Here is a 24399-nt window from a genome sequence, read left to right as displayed (position 1 = left end):
CGACCGCGATGAGTTGCAAAATATCGTGGCGTTCATTCGCGGCGGCGGCCTCGAGCTGGCGCGCGAACGGGAGCTCGAACGGCTGAAGGAGACGCGCCGCCGCCCATCAACAGCGACAGCCACCACCGAAGCGCTGGGGCGGCCAGTAATCGGGCCGAATCCATGGAGCGAGGGCCGGGACCTGATCGACGTGCTGCTCTTCCTCGGTGGCGCACTGGCGCGCCTTTTCATGAAGTGATTCGGCGCAGCCGCGCGCGACCGTGTTTCCGAAAACAAGTTCGGGACTTCGTGTTCTATTCGCCGTCCGGAACACTGAAGCAGCGATGCACGCCATCGAAGCCCTTCAGCTTGTGCTCGCCGGGGACGCTTTCGGCGGCAACGAGATCGCCGAGTTTTTCCCGTGCGGCGGAGCTCAGGCAAAAGCCGACGCCGAGCTTGCTGGCCAGGTCTTCCAACCGGAAAACGTAATTCATCTCGGGACCGAGCATGGAGGGCTCGCCCCAGGCGGCTTGCTCGCCGAAGGTGATGGAGCCGTAGTGCAAGGCCACGCGAAACCGGACGGGGCTGTCCTTGCGCAGCCGCTGGAACTCATGGATCGCGGCGACCACCGCGGCGGCCGCCTCGCCGCGCTCTTCCCAACAGGCGAGAAACCCATCGCCGATATACTTCGGGATGCGGCCCGAGCCCTTTTCGACGATGCGATGACATTCGCGCAACCAGTGGCCCATGATGTTGGCCAGCTTTTCCACTTCCATCTCGATGCTCAGCGAGGTGAAGTCCATGATATCGGCGATGAGCAGCCAGAGGTTTTGCTGCCGCAGGTCGAGCACCGTGGCGTCCGCGGTGCTGGATCGACTGAACATCGCCGTGGCATCGTCCCCATTGGCCCGGGGGCCGACGGGCTGATGGAAAATGAAGTTTTGCCCGCCGATATTGAGCCGGTCGCCGTGGCGCAGCCGCGTCGGCCGGACCAGGCGATGGTCGTTGCGGTAGGTGCCGTTGCGGCTGGCGAGGTCGATGAGCCAGAACTCGCCCTCATCCTGCGGATGGATGATGGCGTGCCGGCGCGACGCCTTGGGAGAATCGATGACAATGTGATTCTCCGGACCGCGGCCGAGGCTGCACCTGCCTTGCAGAGTCCAGCCCACGCCGTTGCTGGATTCCAGCCGTGCACCACCGGGATCGGCAAAACAAGGGTCGGGAGTAGCGGGCATGACGAGTGGGGAAATTCGTATACTTACCGTATTGGTAGTTCGAACCGGCGCGCTGACCAAGAGCGAAGTTTGCGCGAACGATCAACGGGTGCCCGGCGCGATCAACAAGCGGAACATCGTGTAACTGCCCACGATCATCAGACCGATGACCGCGATGACCGCGATCAGCAAGGCGAGGAGAAACGCCCAGTCACCGGCCGTCGAGGAACGCGATTGGCCCGCGTGCTTTTGCAGCAACTCGTAGTTGCGCGCATTCGAGCGAAAGAAGATCGAGAGCGCATCGCCCACGACGGGGACGGAGTCGAGAGCGGCATTGAGGAGGACATTCGCAGCCATGCGAGCGAGGACGATCTTCGGTACGCCGCGGCGGGAACTGAGGGCGATGAGGACCAGCGAAACGGCGGCGGACGCCGTGGCGCCAAACGCCGGCAGCAGGCTGATGAGCGGATCGAGACCGAAGCGGATGCCGGTGCCCGGGATGACGAAGATATCGTCCATCAACCGCGCCACGAGCGCGATGAACGGATCGGTGGTGGCCGCCGACTGCGGCTTCTCCTTGCCGAGCACCTCGAACTCGACCTCCTGGGCCGGTTTCGTCGCAGGCATGAATCAGCCAGGGATGCCGGCGAGCATTTGTGCGTTCGTCGGAAATTTTTTCACAAAGAAGAGCAACCGCTCGATGGCTTCGATGGGCTTGTGCCCGGCGAGACCGCGGCGGATGACGTTGATCTTGTGCAGATCTGCCTCGGGCAGAAGCAGTTCCTCGCGACGCGTGCCGCTCTGGAAGATATCGATGGCCGGGTAGATGCGCTGGTCGCTGATCTTGCGATCGAGCACGAGCTCCATGTTGCCGGTGCCCTTGAATTCCTGGAAGATGAGTTCGTCCATGCGGCTGCCCGTATCGATGAGCGCGGTGGCGATGATGGTGAGCGAACCAGCTTCCTCGGTATTGCGCGCGGCGGCGAAGATCTTGCGCGGGATTTCCAGCGCGCGGGAATCGATACCGCCCGACATGGTGCGCCCGCCGCCGCCGGTGGCGTTGTTGAAGGCGCGGCCGACGCGGGTGATGGAGTCGAGGAGCAGGAAGACGTCCTTGCCCGATTCCACGAGCCGCTTGGCGCGCTCGATGGCGAGCTGGGCGATACGGGTGTGGCTCTTGATATCGCTGTCGTTCGAGCTGGCCATGATCTCGGCCGTGGGCACGGTGCGCTTGATCTCCGTCACTTCCTCGGGACGTTCGTCGACGAGCAGGATGATGAGCGTGATCTCCTTGTGGTTTTTCACGACCGCATCGGCCATGTGCTGGAGCAGCGTGGTCTTGCCGGTGCGCGGGGGCGCGACGATGAGGCCGCGCTGGCCTTTGCCGATCGGGCAAAACATATCGATGATCCGCGTGGTGTGCCGGTCGGGCACCGTCTCGAGACGGATGAATTTGTCCGGGCTCACGACGGTGAGTTCATCGAACGCCGGCAGGTGCAGCGACTTGTCGGGATCATCGCCATTGATGGACGTGATCTTGAAAAGCTGCGAGCCGCGATTGCCGCGCCGCGTCTGGCCTTTCACCCACTGGCCGTCGCGCAGATTGTAAGCGCGGCAGAGCTCGGGCGTGACGAAGACATCCGCCGGATGCTGCGCAAAAGTGCGCTTGGGATCGCGCAGAAAACCGAAGCCTTTGCCGGACACTTCGACGATGCCCTCGGCCTCGCCGATCTCATCTTCGCGCGGCGGCGGAAGTTCGGCCCGCGGCGGTTCCGGCTGCAGGTATTCGATGCCATCGGCGCGGTCGTTGCGATCCACGCGGTCATTGCGGTCGACCCGATCATGGCGATCATTGCGTCCACCACGGTCGTAGCGGTCCTGGCGATCACCACCGCGATCCTGACGTTCGACGTGCTGGATGGGCGGGCGCTCGGCGCGATAGGAGGTTTCGCGGGGAAGGTCCATGCGGGCGGCTTCTTCGGCCGAAACCGCGACGGGGATGGGCGCAGGATCGATGCCGGCGGCGCGGGCCTGCTCTTCCATCTGCCGGGCCACATGGCGCGGAATGTAGACGGGACGCGGCCTTACAACTGGCTGGGATGGATCGACCGGAAGCGGCGCGGGAGCGGCGGGCGCCGGCGCAGCGGGCGCGGCTGGAGCCGGTGACGCCGCGGGCCCCGAGGGGCGCCAGTCTTCCACCACGGGGGCGGGCGCAGGCACAGCGGGAGCCGGCGCGGCGACTGGCGCAGGAGCCGGCATTGGCAATGGTGGTGCGGGCGGTGCGACTTCCATGGGAAGTTCGGGAGCGACTGATTCCACCGCCGCGGCCTTGGCCTTGGTCGTCGTCTTTTTCGCCTTCGGCTTGGCCGTCGTCGTCTTCGCCGTGCTGGCACGGGTCTTCGTGGTCGTGGTCCGCTTCTTGGCGGGTTTCTTGGTGGCGGCGCTCTGCTCTTCGAGCAAGGGCTGGTCTGCGGGCTCTGTCATAAAAAAAGGATGGATGGAGGTGTGGGGCAGCGACGTTCGCGACGTCGCGCCGGGGATGAAAAAGTGAAAAACGGGCTAGGCAGAAAGCGGGGCGAGGACCGGTTCGGTTTCGGCCACGGCGCAGAGGGGTTCAGGCGCAGTCGCGATGACATCATGCTCATCTTCCTGCGCCGGCTCTTCGCCGCCGGCCTCGATCGCCAGATCGAACAAGCGCTCCCCCCCGAATCGCCCACCCGGGGACAGTTGCGCGTCCCTTGCGGTGAAACAGAGCAGACACCGCACTGGACATGGGAAAGCTACCACGACTCTGCATCGGGAGCAACTGCCCGTCTGCGCTTTGCTCTCCCGTTATCAGGATCGCCGCACGTCGCCCGGGATGCCCCGCAGGATCGCCGCCGCCCAGCCGGGATGCGCCGGTGATTTCCGGCGCGAGCCTGGAGACAAGCTGCCCTCTCTTCTGGTCGAGGGGACCATTGATGCGTTGGACGTTAGACCACTTGCTATGACCCGCCATGGATCAGGGATGTTGATTGGATGGATATGCGCTCCTGCGATCTATCTTTCGAGGGAGAAGTCCTGCCAGAGATGGTCAGGAATGCCGGGAACGCGAACTGATGTAGGGGAAGGTGCGGGAAAAAGCCTGGGGCGTCAACAAGGATTTTTCACCCGACAATCGTGCTTGGAATCCGCCGGAGCCTTTGTTTACCTGCTGCCGACAGTCGTCAACACTCGGACCCATGAAGATCACCTCGTTCACCCGCGGCCCCGTTATCCTCCTTCTCGCTGCGTGCCTCCTGCCCGCCGCCTGCACCACCACGGCCAAGCCGGGCGAACACCCGCGGACGGCGAAGGAAGCGGCCAAGGTCTATATCCTCTCCGGCAACTGGAGCCCGGTGAACGGCGACGGCAACCAGATCACTTTCGTGCCCGACACTGCCGGGCCGACGACCGGACGCGTGATCGGCATCTTCTCCGACGCCGGGACCTATACCGCCTCCGAGACCCAACCCGAGACGGGCCGCTTCAGCATGTGGGTGAACGCGGGGCGCGTCGATTCCGACGACCCGCTCAGCAAGACCTCCTACTCCGGCGAGTTCAGCTACGACGGCAAACTGCTCTCCCTCACCCGCCACTGGGGCGGCGGCATGCCCGACGAGACGAAGAGCTATCGCCGGTAAAGAATCGCGAAATTCGGGGTGAAATAGGCGATTTTCCGCAATGGAGCCAATGGAGCCAATGGAGCCACGGCCTGACGCGTGAGGACACGCGTCCTACACCGCTCCGCTCACCCGTTCAGGCGGGCACCGCTTCCGCGCCTTGGGACAAGATCGCGCGCCGCTGCAACTCTCCGCCATTCGCCACGCCGAGCTTGGTCTTGATGCGTTGCACGTGCGTCTCCACCGTCTTCACGCTGACCCGCAATTCCGCCGCCACCCCGCGCGCCTTCAGCCCCTGGCCCAGTAATCGATAGACCTGCAGTTCCCGGTCCGATAGCGCGCTCTCCGCGCGCCCGCGCACTTCCACTCCGCCACAGGCCAGTTGGTCCATGAGCACCCGTTGCACACACGGCGCGCAGTGCCGCTCGCCATCGAGCGCGCCCAGCACCGCGCCCATGAGCGCCGCCACGGAATCGCGCCGGGTGACATAACCCGCCGCACCCGCCTTGAACGCACGCGTCACGCTGAGCGCATCGGCCTGCGCGGTGAAAACGACGACCCGCCCCTGCGGCGAAAAGCGTTTCACCTCGCGGATAAACTCCACGCCATCGCCGAGCATCGCATCCAGCACCACCAATTCCGGCTGGTGACGCTCACACAATTCGCGGGCCGGCGGCAGCGCCTCCGCCTCCCCCACTACGCGCAAACGCGCATGTGAATTGAGTAAATAAACCAACCCACAACGCGAAACCGGTTCCGCGTCCACAACGAGCACACGAGCTTTCCTAGGGTTGGCCATAAACAAATCCTCCGAGCGCCGAAGGTTGTAAGGCACCACCCGACAATCAATCAAGGAGAACTTCGTAAAATTCCTTACATTGTTGTCAGGCGCGCACGGCAGGGATGCCCCACATCGATTGGCGGTGACGGCCCGATAGCATCACCCCTCCCGTCCTGATTCACTCCGCGGCGGCATGCAGCACGCGTTAAACGAAAAATATCGGCTCGTCTTTTCGGCGGGGTTTTGGTCGTCGCCACTCTTCATGCAGTCTCAGCCTTCTTCCGCGCGGGGAAGTGCGGCGCGATCCAGGATTTTTGCGAAATCGTGGGCAGGACCAGCCATCCTGGCTGGCCTCATTTCGGTACTACTCATCGAACCAAGTGTGGGCGCCCAACCGCAAGCAGGCGGTCCGTTGAAAACGGGCAGTGCCCCATCTAATTCAAAAAAAGATGGAGGTGGTTCACTCACCAGCGTCCACGCAACCTGCCCGGAACCGATCTCCTACCGACTGGTAGGAGATCGCGAGTTGGGCGAACTCACGGGAAAAGTAAGCGAGAGCATCAAGGACGTTCGCGCCTCGCTGGAGGAATGGGGCACGCTCACCCTGTCTGGTCTCCTGCTCGCACCACCAATCATGCCGAGTGACAGTAAAAATCCTAAGGATTGGGTGGGGACATTCGGCATCGACATCAACGGCACCAAGCTGGGCGACGTGAGTTCCACTTACAATTTCAACAAATGGTTCAAGGAGGCCAGCACGGTCGAGGGTACGGCCCAATTTACCGAGCAGATTTTCAACTCCCTGGTCGCTTCGGGCACCCTCCAACTGGCTCCGGAACAAGCGGCCATCGCCCAATCCCTTTTTCAAAAGCAGCAAGTCGACCAACAATTGTTTCAAGGCCAGCTCGACCGCAACCGCATCGTCTCCGATGCCGCGCTGAAAGATGCCAGCCAGACCCGCGCGGATCGCCAGCAAGCCCGGCAGATCCGCCTCGACGCCGGCAAAGCGGCGGTCGATCGCGCCACCACGGCGAGTCGAGAAGCCGATGCCGCGGAGGCCGCCGCGCAAAAGAATGCCGACGCAGCAGCGGTAGCGGCCAACGGCGATCCCAACGCGCCCGCGGTACAAAAAGCGAATGCCGACCTCGCCACCGCCAAAACAAACCAGACCGCCCGCGCCAAGGAATTGACCGATGCCCGGACAGCTCGGGACAAGCTCCTCAATTCGAGCATCGACGAATCGGACCTGCCCAAGACGACGCTCGCCGAGCATAAGACCTCGCCGGTGCTCCCCACGCCCACGCCCGCGCCCGGGGCCCAGGCAGGCTTTTCCTTCGCTTCGACGATGGATCCTGGCCAAAGCCTCATCAACTTTTCCACCGAGTTGAAGAAATCCGGCAACAGCAAGCTGCCCAATGCCTCCCCCACCGATCTCCCAACCAAATTGGGCGGCGCAGAGAACGGACTGGGGCCTACTCCGAAGGCAGATCTCACTCCCACGCTGGGCGACCCCAACAGTTCCGTGTTCCCGGCCCGCGCCCGCCTGATCGATGCTGCGAGCAATCAAACGATCTCCCGCATCTTCGATTTCCTGGGCAACCCTTCCGCCGCGCTGCAGTTCACCGACAAGCCGATCCTCATGGCCGCGGGCACCATCGCCGTCAATCCTGGCTGGCGCACTTGGCGGGAGTACGACGGCCAGATCGACGTCTCGACCAAATACGTCTGGAAACCCGCCCGCCGGGTGACTTGTGAACGCCTCGCCAAGGTCGGCGCAACGGGACTTTTCAATCCGGATGAAATCGCCGTGGCGAACCATTTCGCGCAGACAGGCCTTTGGCCTGCGGCGACGAAAGGTTCCCGAGCCTTCACCGGCACCATCGACGACCTCAAGAACACCTCGGATACCCCGCTCGCGGCCGCTGTTTCTCCGCTCATGGAGCATCAAAACATCGACGAGGCCTCCTCCCGGGCCCGCCAGGATGAAATTGCCATCTTCCTCTCCGCCTCCCTGGCCAAGAGCGGGCAAAAGGCCGCCGCCGATGTCTTCGACAAATACATCCGGCTTCGCCGCCTCGACGTCAAAACCCGCTCCTCGCTGCCCGTCGTCAACTCCTACGGTCTCGGCGGCAATCGCTTCGGCTTCAACGTCACCGCACGCCTCCAGGCCATCGGCGATACCAACAAGCCCAAGGCCCAGACCCTGCTCGATAAACAGAATTTTCCGGTCCTCGTCGTCCTGGGCCTTTCCTCCGAGGATCTCCGCCCACGATTGGTCTGGAACACCGAGGGCACCACACCCACGGCCGAAATCTGGGAACCGGAGATCCTGCTCAGCCAGACCCATCGCTGGGGCCGACAGAGGAAGCGCGGCGATTTTCACCAAGTGCTGCGTAGCATCTTTTATCCCGGCTATCCCGGGCGGCCGATGCAGAACCCGACCGAGGCCTATGAGCACATGTATAACGCGGACTACTGGTTGAATGAGTTGAAAGTCTATCTCAACGAACACCACCAACTGCAGGATAATAGCGAGACCGTCGGCAACTTTCTGAAGGTGGCCGATGAGAACTACGATTTCCTGCGCACGGCCAGTTACGGCGCTTCCACCTGGCTGGACATTCCGGTGGAAGTTCTCGTCGGGAAGGAACCACCGCCACCGCCAGACCGCACCCCCGTCATCTCCAGCGTCGTGCCGACACTGCTCAAAATGCGGAAGGGGAAATCCGCGTCCGGGGCAGACCAGTTTGAGGCAGATGTCCTTCTCATGGGCGCAAACCTGGATTTGGTCAGCCCAGCCCAGATCGCCAGCCTGCCCTCGGGTGCGACGATCATTCCGACGCCGCTGCCGCCGGGTATCCTGCCCAAGCAAGCGCTCGCCCTGCGCATCGCTTTCAGAACGCTTCCTTCCCGCTTCCAACTCATGATGCCCGCGGGAGAAGCCACCGCGGGCGTGCCTCACACGCTGCTGTTCTCCCCCACGGTCAGCGCGTTGCCACCTGCCCCGTGATTTCACCATGAAATTCTCCATGACCACGCACAAAAAAGCTTTCATCCTGGCCGGACTCGTCTCGGCACTCGTCGCGAAGGCCGATCAACCGCTCGACAAGCAAGGTGGAAGCAGCATGCGGAGTGTTCCGACGTCGGGCTGCCCGGCGCCGATTCCCTACCGACTGGTGAAGTCTCGCGAGCTGTGCGACCTCACGGAAAAACTCAGCGACAGCATCAAAGACGTCCACGCCGCCGTGGAGGAGTGGGGCACGCTGGCCCTTTCCGGCCTCCTGCTGGCGCCCCCTTCCGGATCCTTCGGCGTGAATATCAACCACCCGGTCGAGGGGCAGGACAAAAAGTATAATTTTGACACTTGGTTCACCGAGGCGGGCAAGGCCGAAGGCAGCGCGCAATTCACCCAACGGGTCTTCAATTCGCTCGTCGCCTCCGGCACATTGCAGCTGGCTCCCGAACAGGCGGCCATCGCCCAATCATTTTTGCAGAAACAAGGCGTTGACCAAAAACTCTTCCAGGAACAGCTCGACCGCAATCGCATCCAGCGCAAAGCCGAACTGCAGGACTTCGAACAGGCTCGTACCGATTCCGCCCAAGCTCGGCAGTTGCGCATCAGCGCAGCTCGCACGGATGCCGACCGGGCCAAGGCCGCACGCGCCGAGACGGAAGGTGTGCGCAACGACGCGCAGCGGCGCAAGATTGCGGCCGACGCGGATTTGCAGGCGGCAAAGGACGCACTGGCCAAGCCGCCGGCGGGCGCCAACCCCACCGATTTGCAAAATGCCGTGACCCAAAAGCAGGCCGCGGCCGATCAAGCCAACACGGCATTCAACAACGCCGACGCCGACTTGCGGACACAATCCACGGCGGAGACAGCAGCCCAAGGTGCACTCGCGACTGCTTTGGAATCGAAGGTATCCACCGGCACGCTGACCGCGGCCGATGTGACTCTCCCCACCGATTCTCCCACTCTTGGCCCGTCGAATTTCACTTTCAGCTCAGAAAGCACGCCCGGACAAACGATCACCCAGGCCAAGGCCTTCGTCGGCGCCGTGCCGGACGCTTCCCCCACGGATATCTCCGGCCTAGGTGACAACGCCCTGCCAAAAACGCTCAGCAATAACGGCGATACCACCGCCTTCCCAGCACGGGCTCGACTGATCGATGCCGCGGGCAACCAAACCATCTCTCGCATCTTCGATTTCCTGGGGGATCCTTCCGCGGCGCTGCAGTTCACCGACAAGCCAATCCTCATGGCCGCGGGCACCATCGCGGTCAATCCTGGCTGGCGCACCTGGCGGGAGTACGACGGCCAGATCGATGTTTCCGCCAAGTATTCCTGGAAGGCGGCCCGTCGGGTGACCTGCGATCGCATCGCCAAAGTCGGCGCCACGGCATTCTTCAACCCCGACGAAATCGCCGTGGCCACTCATTTCGCGCAAACGGGCCTCTGGCCCACGGCGAAGAGTTCCTACGCCTATAGCGGGGTCAAAAAGTGCCTGGAGGAAACCACGGACACGCCGCTCGCCGCCGGTGTCTCCCCGCTCATGGAGCATCAAAATATCGACGAGGCTTCCTCCCGGACCCGCCAGGATGAGATTGCCTTGTTCCTTTCCGCATCCCTGGCCAAGAGCGGGCAAAAAGCCGCCGCCGATGTCTTCGACAAATACATCCGGCTTCGCCGCCTCGACGTCAAAACCCGCTCCTCGCTGCCCGTCGTCAACTCCTACGGTCTCGGCGGCAATCGCTTCGGCTTCAACGTCACCGCACGCCTCCAGGCCATCGGCAACACGAACAAGCCCAAGGCCGAGTCCCTGCTCGATAAGCAAAACTTCCCCATCCTCGTCGTCTTCGGCTTTTCCTCCGAAGATTTGCGCCCCCGGTTGGTCCGCAATTCGAAAACGGGAGCCGCCGAAATTTGGGAACCCCATATCGTACTAAACCAGACGCACCGCTGGAGCCGGCAAAGGAAGCGGGGCGATTTTCACCAGGTGCTCCGCAGTATCTTTTACCCCGGCTATCCCGGTCGTCCCATGGAAAACCCCGAGAAGATCTACGGCTTGCTCAACAACGCCAGCCTATGCCGCGAACGGTTCGACCTCTTCCTCAATAACAATACGCAATATCGAGACAACCCGATCGTTCACAATTTCGACCTCGTGGCGAAGGAAGACTATGGTCTCTTGCAACAGGCGTACTTTGCCACCCAGAGCATCCTGGACATTCCCGTCGAGAGCCTGGTGGGCAAAGAGCCGGATCCCGCCCCGGCGGCTCCGACTACGCCCGCCATTCTTAACGTGTATCCCAGCACCGTCGCGTTGCGTGAAGTCAAAGGGACGGCCACGACTTACGAGGCGGACCTGGTCATCGTGGGAAATAAACTCGATGCGGTCGATCCCAAGAAAATCACGGTAGCTCCAGACCCCGCGCCCATCACCGCCCCGGTCACACCACAAGAGTTGCCTCCGGGCGTTTCCCCGGCACAGGCAATTTCCGTGAAAGTGACCTTTAGCTCTCTTCCGAAGTCTCCCTTCCAATTGCAACTCCCGGTGGGGACAGCCGCTGCCGGTCAATTTCAACAGTACCTCTATTCGCCCATCATCACAATCGCTCCGTAACTACATCTGACTATGCCGACACGCAAAACATCCGCCCCCAAGCGGTCGGAGAAACCCACGGAAAGTTCCAGCGAAAAAAGCATGGAAACATGCGAGAGAATGAAACAACTGCTGGGGGAAATCTATGAGCTGCTGCAAGAGTCGGAGGCCGCCGAGGAGAACAATGTCCGGCCCGCGCGCTCTCCAAACGTCCCGTGGGCCGACGAAACAGAATCGGCGAATGCCGGCACCAGCGGACGCATGGGTCAAGGGGGAGGCTTTTTACGACAGGGTGGCGGCTTTCTACGACAAGGTGGCGGCTTCCTACGCGAGGGCGGTGGTTTTCTTCGACAGGGTGGCGGCTTTCTCCGTGAGGGCGGCGGTTTCCTGCGTGACGGCGGCGGCTTTTTGCGCGTCAGAAACGGTGCTGCACCGGAGGTTGCGTATGTACCGCCCGCCTTTTTCAGCAATACCCGCTGGGCCAACCGCGGCCTTGGATACCTGCCCGACCAGACGGATTGTCACGATCATCTTCTTTTTGATTCGGATGAAGAAAAGAAGTTGGAGGCCTTTTACAGCGCCTTGGTGAAGGTCGTGGAGGATCGCCAAAGCGAACCTCCAGAGCGGCAATCTCCCTTCCAGCCGGAATACCTGAAGAGAGCGCGCGACCTTTGCCGTGATTTGGTGGACGGCAAGTTGAGTGACGACGCTCTCCGTAAGCAACGCGAAGCATTCGATTTGCCAGCGCGAAATCTGGGCGATACCGGATATCTCACCGCAGTGGAGGATCAGGGTGAGATAAGTTCCTGCACGGCGCACGCGGTCGTCGGCATGGCCGAGTATCTGATCAAAGCCGCCACTTACGAAACCCAGGATTTGTCCCGTCTCTACTTGTATAAGGCCACTCGGGATTTGATGGGAGTATCCGGCGATACGGGCGCATATATCCGCTCGACAATCAAAGCCATGGCGACGCTGGGTATTCCCGCCGAGCGCTGGTGGGCCTACAACCCAGAGTTTCTGGATTGCACGCCGCCACCACTCACCTACGCCATTGCCGCCAATTTCAAGGCGCTGACCTACAAACGGATCGATGGGAACGGCTTCTCTACGGAAATGACTCTCCTTCTCCTGCTCCACGTCCTTGCGGCTGGCTTTCCGGTCGCCTTCGGATTTCCACTCTACCGCTCGATCGTCGCCGCTCAAGCGGGGTCGGCCATCATTCCGGCTCCAGGTGTCCTGAGTGGAGACCGGCAGATCGGCGGCCACGCAGTGCTCGCCGTGGGTTATGATACCTCGATCGAGTATCAGGGATTGGATGCACAACAAAACATTATCCCGAAAAAGGGCGCGCTCATTATCAAGAATTCATGGGGAGAGGACTGGGGCGACGGTGGCTTCGCCTATCTTCCATTCGACTACGTCTTGAAAGGGCTGGCGTTGGATTTCTGGACCATCTTCAACTCCGCCTGGATTTCCGAAAAGCGCTTTATCGACCCCGATGATGGTCAATGACCCGTGCTTCCTCTGACTCTTTTGCGGAAAACGCATTGCATAATTTAAAAGTCAATCGTTTGCAGATTCGCGTGTCGCAGAAGTTGTCGAGCGCCGCGAGGCAGTGCTAGCTTGGCGCCATGTCCGACCCGCGCCTTGCTGAGTACCTGGAGTTTCTCCGTTTCCCGAGCATTTCGACTGATCCCGAACGAAAGGGGGATGTGGCGGCTTGTGCGGGGTGGCTGGAGAAGAAGCTGACGGGGATGGGGCTGGAGGTGCGGGTGGTGCCGACGGCGGGGCATCCGATCGTGCTGGCGAAGAACCGGCATGTGCCCGGGCGGCGGACGGTGATGATTTATGGGCACTATGATGTGCAGCCGGTGGATCCGGTGGAGCTGTGGACGTCGCCGCCGTTTGAGCCGCGGATCGTGGATGAGGTGGTGTTTGCGCGCGGGGCGGCGGATAACAAGGGGCAGATTTTTGCCCACGTGCTGGGGCTGGAAGAGACGCTGCGGGAGAAGGGCGAGTTGCCGGTCAATCTCGTGCTGCTCATTGAGGGCGAGGAGGAGGTGGGGAGTGCGCACCTCGAGGAGTTTTTGCTGGCGAATCGGGACGACCTGAAGTGCGACGTGATCGCGATTTCGGACACGGGGATGATTGCGAAGGGGTGCCCGACTTTCACCTATGGGCTGCGCGGGATCGGGGCGCTGGAGTTGAAGGTGACAGGGCCGGCGAGCGATCTGCACTCGGGCATTTATGGGGGCGCGGTGGCGAACCCGGCGACGGCGGTGGCGCGGCTGGTGGCGAGCCTGCACGACGCCCACGGGCACGTGGCGGTGCCGGGATTTTATGACGACGTGGCGAAGCTGGCGGAGTGGGAGCGCGTGGCGTGGGCCAAGCTGCCCTTTGGCGATGCGGATATCCTGAAGGTGACGGGGTCGCCGGAGCTTTTTGGGGAGGCGGGATATTCCAGCCTGGAGCGGACTTGGGCGCGGCCGACGGCGGAGGTGAATGGCATCGGCGGTGGATTCCAGGGCGTGGGCACGAAGACGGTGCTGCCGCAGAAGGCTTTTGCGAAGCTCACTTTCCGGCTGGTGCCGCATCAGCAACCCGACGACGTGATGGAGAAGGTGAAGGCGCATTTGCGGGCGCATTGCCCGCCGGGCGTGCGGCTCGAAATCACCGGCGGACATGCGGGCGAGCCCTACTTCACCGACCCGCAATCGGCCGATGGGCTGGCGGCGCAACGCGCCTTGCGGCGGGCTTTTCCGGGCAAGGAGGTGGCGTTGATTCGCGAGGGCGGGAGCATTCCGATCGTCAATACCTTCAAGAAGGTGCTCGGCGTGGAGACGCTCTTGCTGGGTCTCGCGCTGCCGGATTGCCGGGCGCATGCGCCGGACGAGAATTTTCCGCTGGCGAATTTCTTCGGCGGGATCGGGATGAATCGCGCGCTGCTGGAGGAACTGGCGGGTTAATCCGCCGCGTGCAGAGGCACTCAACCAACACACTACTTACGAACAAGGGGCACATGAATCGATACTTCGTCTGGATCGCGGCGCTCGCAGGGGTGGCTTTGTTTTTCGGCAATCCGGTGGAAAGCCACGCGGCGAAGAAGAAGAAAAAGCCGGTGGCAGCGTCGGCCGATGACGACGCGGCGACGCCGGCGCCGAAGCACAGCTCCACGCCGCCGTTGGATCTGCCGTTGCCCAGCAAGACGAAGACCAAGACCAAGACCGAGGAGCCCGGGGACGCAACCCCGGCGCCCAAGAAGGCCGCCGCTGGCGAGGCCACGCCGACGCCGAAGCCGGCGGAGAAGACGGAGAAGAGCACCGAGAAGACCGGCGACAAGACGGCAACCGAGGCGAAAGCAAAACCGGAGCACGCGCCCAACGCCACGGTCGAGCCGGAGGAAATCGCCGAGTTTGCGACGCAGCCGCCGCGGCTTCAGCAATTGATCCGCGACGCGATCGATCTCACGCGGCTCAATCTCACTTACACCTTTGGCAGTGCGGATCCGGACGGCGGAGGCATGGATTGTTCGGGGACGATTTATTACCTGTTGAAGGCGCACAATTTCGCGGATGTGCCGCGCGACTCGAGCGGGCAGTACTTGTGGGCGCGCCGGGGTGGCGCGTTTTTTCCGGTGGTGAGCAAGAGCGCGGAGGGTGTGGAGTTCAAGGAGTTGCTGCCGGGCGACCTGATGTTCTGGACGGGGACCTACGACACCGGCCGTGACGTGCCGATCTCGCACGTGATGATGTACTTGGGGCGCGAGAAAGGTTCGGGCAAGCGCATCATGTTTGGCGCCAGCGACGGGCGCAGCTACAACGGCGTCCAGCGCTGGGGGGTGAGTGTTTTCGATTTCAAGATGCCGGGGACGAATCCGGAAAAGGCGAAGGTGGAGTTTGTGGGATATGCGCGTGTGCCCGGCCTGCGTGGGCCGGCGCCGGCGCCCATGTTGGCGGCAGAGGACACGGCGGATGCGGCGAAGAAGGACGCGCCGGCCACGACCCCGGCGCCCAGCAAAAGCAAGAAAGGCAGCACGACGGCGGGGAAGAAAAAGAAGAAGACGCGCGACGATTAGCGGGGATCGCGCGCGGGAGAGAGGAGGAATGGGAATGATGGAAGGGGCGGAGCGGCGCTTTGCTCCAGAGCGATACGAGCTAATCGTGCGTGGAACCACGATTCCGCTTGCACTCTATTGGCGACGGCTGCTATCAACCGCCCCACATGTTGGAGGCACTGAGAAAATGGGTAAATCAAGTGATGTCCGGATCGTCGAGTGACGGGTCACTAGGCAATTTTAGCTCTTCGTGGAACAGTTCTTCGTCGTCCAGCTCATCCTCGGAGAGCAGTTCATCTCCCAGCAGTTCATCGTCGAGCGATTCGTCCTACAGCAGTTCGACTTTCAGTAGCTCGGCATTCAGCAGTTCCTCTTCCAGCCCCTCGCCGAGCAGTTCCACGTTCAGCAGTTCTTCGTCGAGCCCTTCGCCAAGCAGTTCCTCTTTCAGCAGTTCCTCGTCCAGCAGTTCTTCTTCGAGCCCTTCGCCGAGCAGTTCCTCGTCCAGTCCCTCACCGAGCAGTTCGACGTTCAGCAGCTCCGCGTGCAGCAGTTCCTCGTCGAGCCCTTCGCCGAGCAGTTCCTCTTTCAGTAGCTCGACGTTCAGCAGTTCCTCTTCCAGCCCCTCGCCGAGCAGTTCCACATTCAGCAGTTCTGCGTTCAGCAGCTCCTCGTCGAGCCCTTCACCGAGCAGTTCCTCTTTCAGTAGCCCTTGGACTATGCCCGACCCCAGTAGCTCTACTTTCAGCAGTTCTGCGTGCAGCAGTTCCTCCTCGAGCCCTTCGCCGAGCAGTTCGAACTTCAGCAGTTCCGCGTGCAGCAGTTCATCGTCAAGTCCTTCACCGAGTAGCTCTTCCTTCAGCAGCTCTTCGTCCAGTAGTTCCTCATCCAGCCCTTCGCCGAGCAGCTCGACGTTCAGCAGTTCCGCGTGCAGCAGTTCATCGTCGAGTCCTTCGCCGAGTAGCTCTTCTTTCAGCAGCTCCTCCTCAAGTAGTTCTTCATCCAGCCCATCGCCGAGCAGTTCCTCGTCGAGTAGTTCCTCATCCAGCTCTTCCCCGAGCAGTTCGAACTTCAGCAGTTCCGCGTGCAGCAGCTCATCGTCGAGCCCAAGCAGTTCCGCGTTCAGCAGTTCTTCGCCCAGCAGTTCGTCTTCCAGCCCCTCGCCGAGCAGTTCCACGTTCAGCAGCTCGGCCTTCAGCAGTTCGGCGCAGAGCAGCTCGGACAGCAGTTGGAGCAGTTTCTGACCCGGCGTTTGGCCTTCACTTTCGCGTCGGCCCCGCCTCTGCTGAGAGGTCATGCGTAAACGCCGGATGACTCCAGCCACACCTCAGGGCGGCAAATCTTCTTCCCAGCCCGCCATTCCTTCCCCGGCCGGCTCCGGCTCGCAGCCGCGGCCCCGCAAGCTCATCCTGCGCAATCACCAATCACCGGGCGACATCGTCATGCTGACCGCTGCGGTGCGCGACCTGCACGCCACGTTCCCGGGCCTGTTTCTCACCGATGTGCGCACGCCCTGCCCGGCACTGTGGGAGCACAATCCCGACATCACTCCGCTGAACGACGACGATCCCGCCGCGGAGCTGATCGAGTGTCACTACCCGCTCATCCAAAAGAGCAATCAGTACCCGTATCATTTCATCCACGGCTTCATCGAAGACTTGAGCGCGAAGGTCGGGCAGCGGATCGTGCCGGGGCTATTCAAGGGCAGCATTCACCTCGCGCCGGAAGAGAAGCACTGGATGTCGCAAGTGCAGGAAATTACCGGCGAACCGGTGCCGTTCTGGATCATCAACGCCGGTGGCAAATCGGACTATACGATCAAATGGTGGGACACGATGCGCTGGCAGCAGGTGGTGGATCACTTTCACGGGAAGATTCTTTTCGTGCAGGTGGGCGAGGCGCAGCACTGGCATCCGCCGCTGAAAGGGGTGCTCGACCTACGCGGCAAGACGGGGCTGCGGCAACTCGTGCGGCTGGTCTATCACGCCCAAGGCGTGCTCTGCCCGGTGACTATGCTGATGCACCTCGCCGCCGCGGTGGAGGTGAAAGGCGGCCGACCGAAAAACCGCGCGTGCGTGGTGGTGGCGGGCGGGCGGGAGCCGTCGCAATGGGAGGCGTATCCGCACCACCAGTTCATCCATATGAACGGGGCGCTTTTTTGCTGCGATAACGGCGGCTGCTGGAAGAGCCGGACCATCCCGCTGGGCGACGGCGACGAGAAGGACAAACACCTTTGCATCGATGTGGTCCCGGAGACGGCGCCGGGCCCGCGCAGCCTGCCGCTGCCGCGTTGCATGGACATGATCACCGCGGAGGAAGTGATCCGGCGCGTGGACCTGTACATCACCGGCGGCACGGCAAGGTACCTGGAAGCAAATGAATCCAGGATCGCCGCGGAGGCCATCGAGCGCGGGAGCCGGGAGCACCCGCCGAAAGAGCGGCAAGGCTGAGCGCGTGGCACTCGCGGCTTGCTCCCCTATCGCGAACTAGTTACCAACATCGCTCATGTCGGCACCCCAGACGAAGGTAACGGTTTTTCTGCGCGACAAGACGCTGCAAACGAAAACGCTGCCGCCCGGATCCTACGTCATCGGACAGGGAGCGGACGCGGATATCCGCATTGAGGCCGAGGGCGTGGCGGACCGGCATGCCCGGCTGAGCTTGCGGGATTCCGAGTGGAGAATTGAGGACATGGGGAGCGGGCGCGGGACGTTCGTGGACGACGAGCGAATCAAGAGCGCGACGATCGTGCAGCCCGACCAGAAGATCCGGCTCGGTGAGGCGCACGTGGAGCTCGATTGCCTGGAGGACTCGACGAGCACGTCCGCCGGCGAGGTGAAGGTGCGGCGTACTTCGAATGCGGACATGAGCAATGGGCGCAACTATATCATCTCGCGCACGGTGGCCCGCGGCGGGATGGGGGTGATCAAGAGTGCCCACGAATCGACGTTGCAGCGGGAGGTGGCGATGAAGCTGATGCTCGATGACTCGAAGCCGGCGGCGCACGATCGCTTTTGCCAGGAAGCGCAGGTCACCGCGCAACTCGAGCATCCGAACATCGTGCCCGTGCACGAGCTGGGGATCAACGAGGAGGGAAAGCCCTTTTACACGATGAAGCTGGTGCGGGGCATTGCGCTCAAGCGCGTGCTCGAGTTGCTGGCCTCCGGCGATGCGGACACGGTGCGGCAGTGGCCCTTGAGCGCGTTGCTCACGGTGTTCCAAAAGATTTGCGACGCGCTGGCGTTCGCCCATTCGAAGGCCGTGATCCATCGCGACCTGAAACCGGCAAATATCATGCTGGGTGAGTACGGCGAGGCGCTGGTCATGGACTGGGGGCTGGCCAAGCTGCTCGGGAGGGAAATGCACCGGACGGGCAAACTGCGACCGCAGCCGATTGCCGAAGTAGAAACCCACGAGCCCTCGGACGCGGATGCGACGACGATGGGGCCGACGCTCTCCGGCACGGTGATGGGGACGCCGCAGTACATGCCGCCCGAACAGGCGAATGGCGAAGTGGAGATGATGGATGAACGCACCGACATCTATTCGCTCGGCGCGATTCTCTATTACATTCTCGCCCTGCGGCCGCCGTTTCACGGGCGCAGCTCGGCGGAGATCGTGCAGAATGTGCGCGCCGGGCGCATCGTGCCCTTTGCCGAGGCGTGCGCCAAAAAACGCCTGCCGCACTGGCCGGGCGGACGCCTCCCCGAATCGCTGGCGGCGGTCGCGTTGAAAGCGATGTCGTTTGAGAGGGCGGACCGCTATCCCACGGTGAAGGCGCTGCAGGTGGAGATCCAGGCGTACCAGAACGGCTTCGCCACGAGCGCGGAAAATGCCGGCGCGTGGAAAATCCTGGGCCTCTTTCTCCGGCGCCATCGTGCGCTCTCGAGCGCGGCCGCGCTGATTCTGCTCTCGGGCGTCGTCTTCTCGATCTACCTCTTTCAAGCACGGAACCGGGCGGAGCAGGCCTCCCTCCAGGCGAGACTGGCGAAGGACGTAGCGAACAAGCAACGCGATGCCGCCGAGACGCAGCTTTATCTCTCCGACATGCTGCAAGCCGGGCGGCAGCTTTCCGACGGACGTCCCGAGACGGCGCGCCACCTTCTCCAGCGGCATCGGCTCGAGCCGAGTGGCCGGGATCTGCGCGATTGGGAGTGGTTTTACCTGGCCGGGCAGGCGAGCCAGGATCGCTTACGGGTGAATGCGCATCGCGGCGGAGTGCTCGCGCTTTCGGTGACGGCCGACGGGACACGCGTCGCCACGGGCGGCATGGATGGCGAGATCGCGCTGTGGCAGAGTCGCGGGCTGGTGCCGCAATGGCGCGTGCAGGCGCATCCCGGCGGGGTGCTCACCGTTTCCTGGAGCGGAGATGGGAAGTATCTCGCTTCGGGAGGCGCGGATGGCTTCGTGCATATCTGGGATGTCGAGGCGCACAAAAGCGTGGGCGACCTGCGCGTCGGCGTAGGTATTCCGGTGCGCAGTGTGGCGTGGCGGCCGGGCACCGATGGGCCGCCGACCCTGGCCATCGGCGGCTTGCAGCCGGAGATTCTCCTCTGGCATCCCCTCACGAATGGCGATGCCGGCCGGCCGGAGACCCTGGACAAGATCAACGGGCACGGTGTGGCCTCGCTGCACTGGTCGGCCAATGGCGCGCGGCTCGTGGCCGGGGAGATCGATGCGGGCACCACACTCGAGGTCTACGACTATGCCACGCACAACAAACCGCTCTCCATCCCGGGCGGCCCCGGCAACGACGTCTTCGCCGCCGCGCTCGATCCGGCCGGTAAATTCGCAGCCGCGGGTTCCAAGCATCTGACCGTGGCGGTATTCGAAATCGGAAAGCCAAAGCCCAACCAGAAATACTTCGCCGCCTTGCACCACGGGTTCATCAGCGCGCTCGCCTGGCGGCCGGACGGCAAGCAACTGGCGAGCGCCAGCAACGACGGCACCATCCGCATCTGCACACCATCGAACACGGCGGACATCTCCCAGGTGCTCAATGGACATTCCGGCGAGGTGAACGCGCTCGCCTGGGTCAAGCTGCCCTCGCGGGACGGCAACGCCGGTCCGATGGCGCTGTTTTCCGGTGGTTCGGATGGCACGCTGCGCACCTGGCTGCCCGGCTCGAGCGAAGATACCGCCATTAACGTCAAGCCAAACAACTGGATCGCCGCCGCACAGTGGGATCCGAGCGGCTCGCACATCGCGCTGGTCAATTTCCGGGACCGCGTTTTTCTCGCCGATCCCGTGACCGGCCTGAATGTTCCCGTTTACACCACGCACAGTAATCTCTTTGACGTCGCGTGGTCGCCGGACGGCACGCGCTTCGCCACGGCTTCCCGTGGCTCCGGCCTGGTCGAAGTGTACGACACGGCCACGGGGCGACCGCTCGGGGCCTATGCCCTGGACCAAGCCATTCGCGTGGCCTGGAGCCCCTCCGGCCGTTATTTGGCGGCGGGGGGACTGGATGCGGCGCGGATTTGGGACACGAAAAATGGCACGCTCGTGAACACCATCCTGCGGCCCACGAAAAGCCTGATCTGGTTTGCCGACGAACACCGCATCGCGCTCGGCGGGAACGATGGCGCGATCCAGGTTTGGGACGCATTCGCCGGCACGGCCCTCGCTACCTGGAAGGCGGCCTCACCAGTCGCCGTTGGCAGCGTCGTCTCGGAATATGAGCCGCCGCATGCGATCTTCGATTTCCGCTGGAGCCCCGACGGTCGCTACCTGGCTTACGGAGCACAGGACGGGCTCGCCAATGTGCTGGACGGCGAGACGGGCGCGCTGGTGCAGGAGTTTCCCGGGCACAGCAGCGGTGTCTGGCGTATCGCCTGGAGTCCCACGGGCCGGCGCCTGGCCACGGCCGGGCAGGACGGGATCGTCCGCATCTTCGCCACGGACAATGGCGGGCAGGTTGCCCAGATCACCCACGGTTTCGGCAGCTCGGAATTGGGCGCCCTCGACTGGAGCCCGGATGGACAGGAGATGCTCAGCGGCGGCTACGACGGCTTCGTGCGCGTTCGCGATGCGGCGCGCGGCGCGCGCATCGATGCGATCGACAACCTGACCGCGTTTCGAAAGGACCACCCGAAGGACCTGGAGACGCTGCGCAAGCTCGCGCGCACCTACGCGGAACTTGGCTGGGTCGACGATGCGCGCCTCACCTTCGGGCTCGTGCATAGCATCGCCCCGGACGATTCCGCGGCACGCACCGCGGCCGCGGATGCGGAAACCGCCTTCGCCCGCGCCCTGGACACGGCTTCGTCCGATTGGATGTCCTCCCCCACCCTGCTGGGGGAGAAGCGTCACTCCCTCGAATTGCTCACCAACGTGAACGATGACTGGGAAAGCGGGCAGGTCGAGCCGGCGATCGCGGCTTATCGCGAGCTCGCGCATCTTCCCAGCGCGACGGCGCTGCTGCCCTACGCCTACAGTTACTTCAGCCGGGCGGATTGGTCGGTCTCCTGGTTCACTTCCCGCACCGATCCCTTGGGCGATTTGTCCGCCTGGCGGGCGCTGGCTCATGAATCGGAAGCGGTCACCGTCAAAGTGCGGTCACTTTCGTTTCCGTACCAAGGCGGTGGACCGAAGGCGTTGCTCCTGAATTCCGAACTCTCCGATCGCGGGCCGGGCACGGATCATTTTGGCATGATCGCCACGGCGCGGATCAAATTCCCGGCCGGCAAGTGGCGCCTTCATGCCTCGGGTGCGGGCGGCGTCCGCATCCTGGCCGATGGCAAAACCCTGCTCGAGAACTGGACTAACGATGCGCCCACCGAGAAAATTGCGAACTTCGAAACGCCCGGCGGCAGCGAAGTGGAGATCGGCGTCGAGCATTTCGTGATCGCCCCCACGCCGGGCTTTCAATTCCTCATCGAGCCGCTGGAGTAGAAGGCTCAATCCAGGGTCAGCCTGCCGCCCGCTCGACCGCTGCCCGCAACGCTCCGAATCGGCTCTTGGCCGCAGCTTCGCTCACGGGCGCGCGCAGGATCTGCGTGGCGTCGCGATGCTCGATCCATTCCGCGGGCAACTCCTTGATGAAGGAACTGCCCGTGCAGGGCATGGGGCTGCCGTACTTGATACGATGCCGGCACCACGACAGGACGAGCGTCCGCCGCGCGCGGGTGATGCCCACATAAAGCAGCCGCCGCTCCTCATCCACCGTGCCTTCCACCTTCGAACGATCGTGCGGCAGCAGCCCTTCCTCGAGCCCGATCAAGTAGACGTGCGGGAACTCCAGGCCCTTCGCCGCGTGCAGCGTGATGAGCGTCACCCCCGTGCCGCGCGAGTCGTCATCATCATCCTCGCGCTCCTGTCGCAGGCTCATCTCGTCGAGGAAGCCGCGCAGCCCCTCGGACGAGCGTCCCTGGTAGTCCTCGAATGACTTCAAGAGATCCTGCAAATTCGTCTCCCGGCTCAACGCTTCCTCCGGCGTCTTGCACGTCCGGCGCAGGTCTTCGAGATAGCCCGTGTCCTTCATCATCTCGCGCAGCACGGCGGCATGATTCGACAGCGGCGTATTCAGCTTGGTCTCAAAGCCGTCGAGCAACTCGGTAAAACGATCGATCGCTTCCACCGTGCGCTTCGTCAACGTCGCGCGAAAATCTTCGCGGCGCAGCGCGTCGAAGACGCTGCACTTGTGCTCCGCGCTAAAGGCGGTCGCGCTCTCCACCGTATTCGAGCTGATCCCGCGCGCCGGCGTATTGATGATGCGCAGCAAGGAGACATCATCGTCCGTGTTCACCAGGCAATTCGCGTAGGCCAGCAGGTCCTTCACCTCGCGCCGGTCGAAGAAGCTTTTCCCGCCAATGATGCGATACGGGATGTTGAGCTGCCGCAGGTTCGTCTCCAGCAACCGCGACTGCGCATTCATGCGAAAGAGAATCGCAAAATCCTCGTGCGTCCCGTTCTCCGTCACGGTGCGCTGCGCGATTTCGTTGGCGATGAACTCTGCCTCCTGCCGGTCGTCGCTCATGCCCACGATGCGCACTTTCTCGCCGTCGCCCGCCGAACTCCACAGCTTCTTCGGGCGTCGCCGGGGATTGTTTTTAATGAGTCCGTTTGCCGCGCCGAGGATGGCATTCGTCGACCGATAATTCTGCTCCAGTTTCACCACGACCGGCTCAGGAAAATGCGCCTCGAACTCGAGGATGTTGCTCACCTCCGCGCCGCGCCAGCCGTAGATCGATTGGTCGTCGTCGCCCACCACCGCGATGTTCGGCCGGTGGCCCGCCCTGTTTTCCAGCGGCTTGGCGAGCATCGTGACCAGTTCAAGCTGCAACCGGTTGGTGTCCTGGAATTCATCCACCATCAAGTAGCGGAAGCGCCGGTGCCAGCGGTCCCGCACGTCCGGATGCTCCGCGAGCAGCTTCACCGTCAGCAGGAGCAAATCGTCAAAATCCACCGCGTTCAACGTCTTCAACTCCGATTGGTAGCGAGCGAAGACCGCGCCCGCCAGCGACTTCTCATCGCCCGGCGACGCCTCGCGCCAGCCGTTGTTCTTCGCCTTGGAAATCAGGTTCTTCGCGACGTTCGGGTCGAGCTTCTCATCCTTCGCCGCGGTGCGCGTGATGATCTTCTTGATCAGTCCCATCTGGTCGCCTTCGTCGTAGATGGAGAAATTCTTTTTCCAGCCCAGCCGCTCGATGTCCTGCCGCAGGATGCGCACACAGAGCGCATGAAAGGTGGACATCATCACCTTCTTCGCTTGCGCGGGCTCAATCATCTTCGCCAGGCGCTCACGCATTTCGTCCGCCGCCTTGTTGGTAAAGGTCACCGCTAGAATATGCGCCGGCTCCACGCCCTGCGAGATCAGGAACGCCACACGCATGGTAATCACTCGCGTTTTGCCCGTGCCGGCGCCCGCCAGGATCAGCAGTGGCCCCTCCGTCGTGCGAACGGCTTGTTCCTGTTCAGGATTGAGATCGAAAAGCGAAAAGCCGGACATAAAAGCGGGCAAAGAATGGCGTTGCGCGCGCCTCACGCAAGAGCCGTTCCGAAAAAGTTTCCGCCAGCGATTTTCCGCTTGCGAATTCCTGAACGGAAACGCCGGCGCGCTCGTTCCGATGCCGCGAGCCACGATGGTGAATACCTCGCCAACAAACGAGGTATCACTTCATCCAGT

General features: G+C 62.7%; 16 protein-coding genes. 10 read left to right on the top strand and 6 right to left on the bottom strand.

The features are described from left to right. Positions 1-238 (top strand): hypothetical protein (locus ABJF10_RS04875; protein ID WP_348543401.1); only part of this gene is annotated, 238 nt, incomplete at its 5' end. 55 nt (positions 239-293) lie between these two features. On the opposite strand, the gene ABJF10_RS04870 is transcribed toward ABJF10_RS04875, so the two are convergent. The 3 genes from ABJF10_RS04870 to rho all read right to left on the bottom strand — a co-directional run bounded on the left by ABJF10_RS04870 (position 294) and on the right by rho (position 3677). Beyond that, a complete protein-coding gene (locus ABJF10_RS04870; RefSeq protein ID WP_348543400.1) occupies positions 294-1214 on the bottom strand; it encodes an adenylate/guanylate cyclase domain-containing protein in 921 nt (306 codons plus the stop codon). An 81-nt stretch (positions 1215-1295) separates the two neighbouring features. Continuing rightward, complete coding sequence (locus ABJF10_RS04865; RefSeq protein WP_348543399.1) at positions 1296-1820, bottom strand: DUF4112 domain-containing protein; 525 nt, start codon at positions 1818-1820, stop codon at positions 1296-1298. Between the two features lie 3 nt (positions 1821-1823). Next, positions 1824-3677 (bottom strand): transcription termination factor Rho, encoded by a 1854-nt coding sequence (gene rho / locus ABJF10_RS04860; RefSeq protein WP_348543398.1) that lies wholly within the window; start codon positions 3675-3677, stop codon positions 1824-1826. A gap of 153 nt (positions 3678-3830) precedes the next feature. On the opposite strand from rho, the gene ABJF10_RS04855 reads away from it, so the two are divergent. After that, positions 3831-4097 carry a hypothetical protein gene (locus ABJF10_RS04855; protein ID WP_348543397.1) on the top strand — a complete coding sequence of 89 codons (267 nt, stop codon included), beginning with the start codon at positions 3831-3833 and terminating at the stop codon, positions 4095-4097. 317 nt (positions 4098-4414) lie between these two features. Further along, positions 4415-4855, top strand: coding sequence for a hypothetical protein (locus ABJF10_RS04850; protein ID WP_348543396.1), 441 nt, complete (start codon positions 4415-4417; stop codon positions 4853-4855). Positions 4856-4970: 115 nt separating this feature from the next. Here the strand turns inward: ABJF10_RS04850 and ABJF10_RS04845 are convergent, their stop codons facing one another. After that, entirely contained in the window at positions 4971-5633 is a 663-nt protein-coding gene (locus ABJF10_RS04845) for a response regulator transcription factor (RefSeq protein WP_348543395.1), read from the bottom strand. Between the two features lie 508 nt (positions 5634-6141). Between ABJF10_RS04845 and ABJF10_RS04840 the strand changes: the two genes are divergently transcribed. From ABJF10_RS04840 to ABJF10_RS04820, 5 genes are all read left to right on the top strand, one after another. Then, positions 6142-8625, top strand: a complete 2484-nt coding sequence (locus ABJF10_RS04840; protein ID WP_348543394.1) for a hypothetical protein — start codon at positions 6142-6144, stop codon at positions 8623-8625. Positions 8626-8632: 7 nt separating this feature from the next. Then, positions 8633-11239: a hypothetical protein gene (locus ABJF10_RS04835; RefSeq protein ID WP_348543393.1), complete on the top strand. Its 2607-nt coding sequence runs from the start codon at positions 8633-8635 to the stop codon at positions 11237-11239. A gap of 99 nt (positions 11240-11338) precedes the next feature. Further along, complete coding sequence (locus ABJF10_RS04830; RefSeq protein WP_348543392.1) at positions 11339-12733, top strand: C1 family peptidase; 1395 nt, start codon at positions 11339-11341, stop codon at positions 12731-12733. Positions 12734-12852: 119 nt separating this feature from the next. Next, positions 12853-14187: a dipeptidase gene (locus ABJF10_RS04825; RefSeq protein WP_348543391.1), complete on the top strand. Its 1335-nt coding sequence runs from the start codon at positions 12853-12855 to the stop codon at positions 14185-14187. Between the two features lie 53 nt (positions 14188-14240). After that, entirely contained in the window at positions 14241-15296 is a 1056-nt protein-coding gene (locus tag ABJF10_RS04820; RefSeq protein ID WP_348543390.1) for an NlpC/P60 family protein, read from the top strand. 307 nt (positions 15297-15603) lie between these two features. Here ABJF10_RS04820 and ABJF10_RS04815 read toward each other — a convergent pair whose 3' ends face one another. Next, positions 15604-16569 carry a hypothetical protein gene (locus tag ABJF10_RS04815; protein WP_348543389.1) on the bottom strand — a complete coding sequence of 322 codons (966 nt, stop codon included), beginning with the start codon at positions 16567-16569 and terminating at the stop codon, positions 15604-15606. Between ABJF10_RS04815 and ABJF10_RS04810 the strand changes: the two genes are divergently transcribed. Then, a complete protein-coding gene (locus ABJF10_RS04810; RefSeq protein WP_348543388.1) occupies positions 16568-17722 on the top strand; it encodes a glycosyltransferase family 9 protein in 1155 nt (384 codons plus the stop codon). The two genes, ABJF10_RS04815 and ABJF10_RS04810, sit on opposite strands and share 2 nt — an antisense overlap. A gap of 55 nt (positions 17723-17777) precedes the next feature. Then, positions 17778-22166: a protein kinase gene (locus ABJF10_RS04805; protein ID WP_348543387.1), complete on the top strand. Its 4389-nt coding sequence runs from the start codon at positions 17778-17780 to the stop codon at positions 22164-22166. A 16-nt stretch (positions 22167-22182) separates the two neighbouring features. Here ABJF10_RS04805 and ABJF10_RS04800 read toward each other — a convergent pair whose 3' ends face one another. Beyond that, entirely contained in the window at positions 22183-24222 is a 2040-nt protein-coding gene (locus ABJF10_RS04800) for a UvrD-helicase domain-containing protein (RefSeq protein ID WP_348543386.1), read from the bottom strand. Positions 24223-24399 lie beyond the last annotated feature (177 nt).

It is taken from the genome of Chthoniobacter sp., assembly GCF_040003245.1.
Lineage (GTDB): Bacteria > Verrucomicrobiota > Verrucomicrobiia > Chthoniobacterales > Chthoniobacteraceae > Chthoniobacter.
Note: the sequence above shows the minus strand (reverse complement) of the source record. Positions and strands in the feature narration are given on the sequence as shown.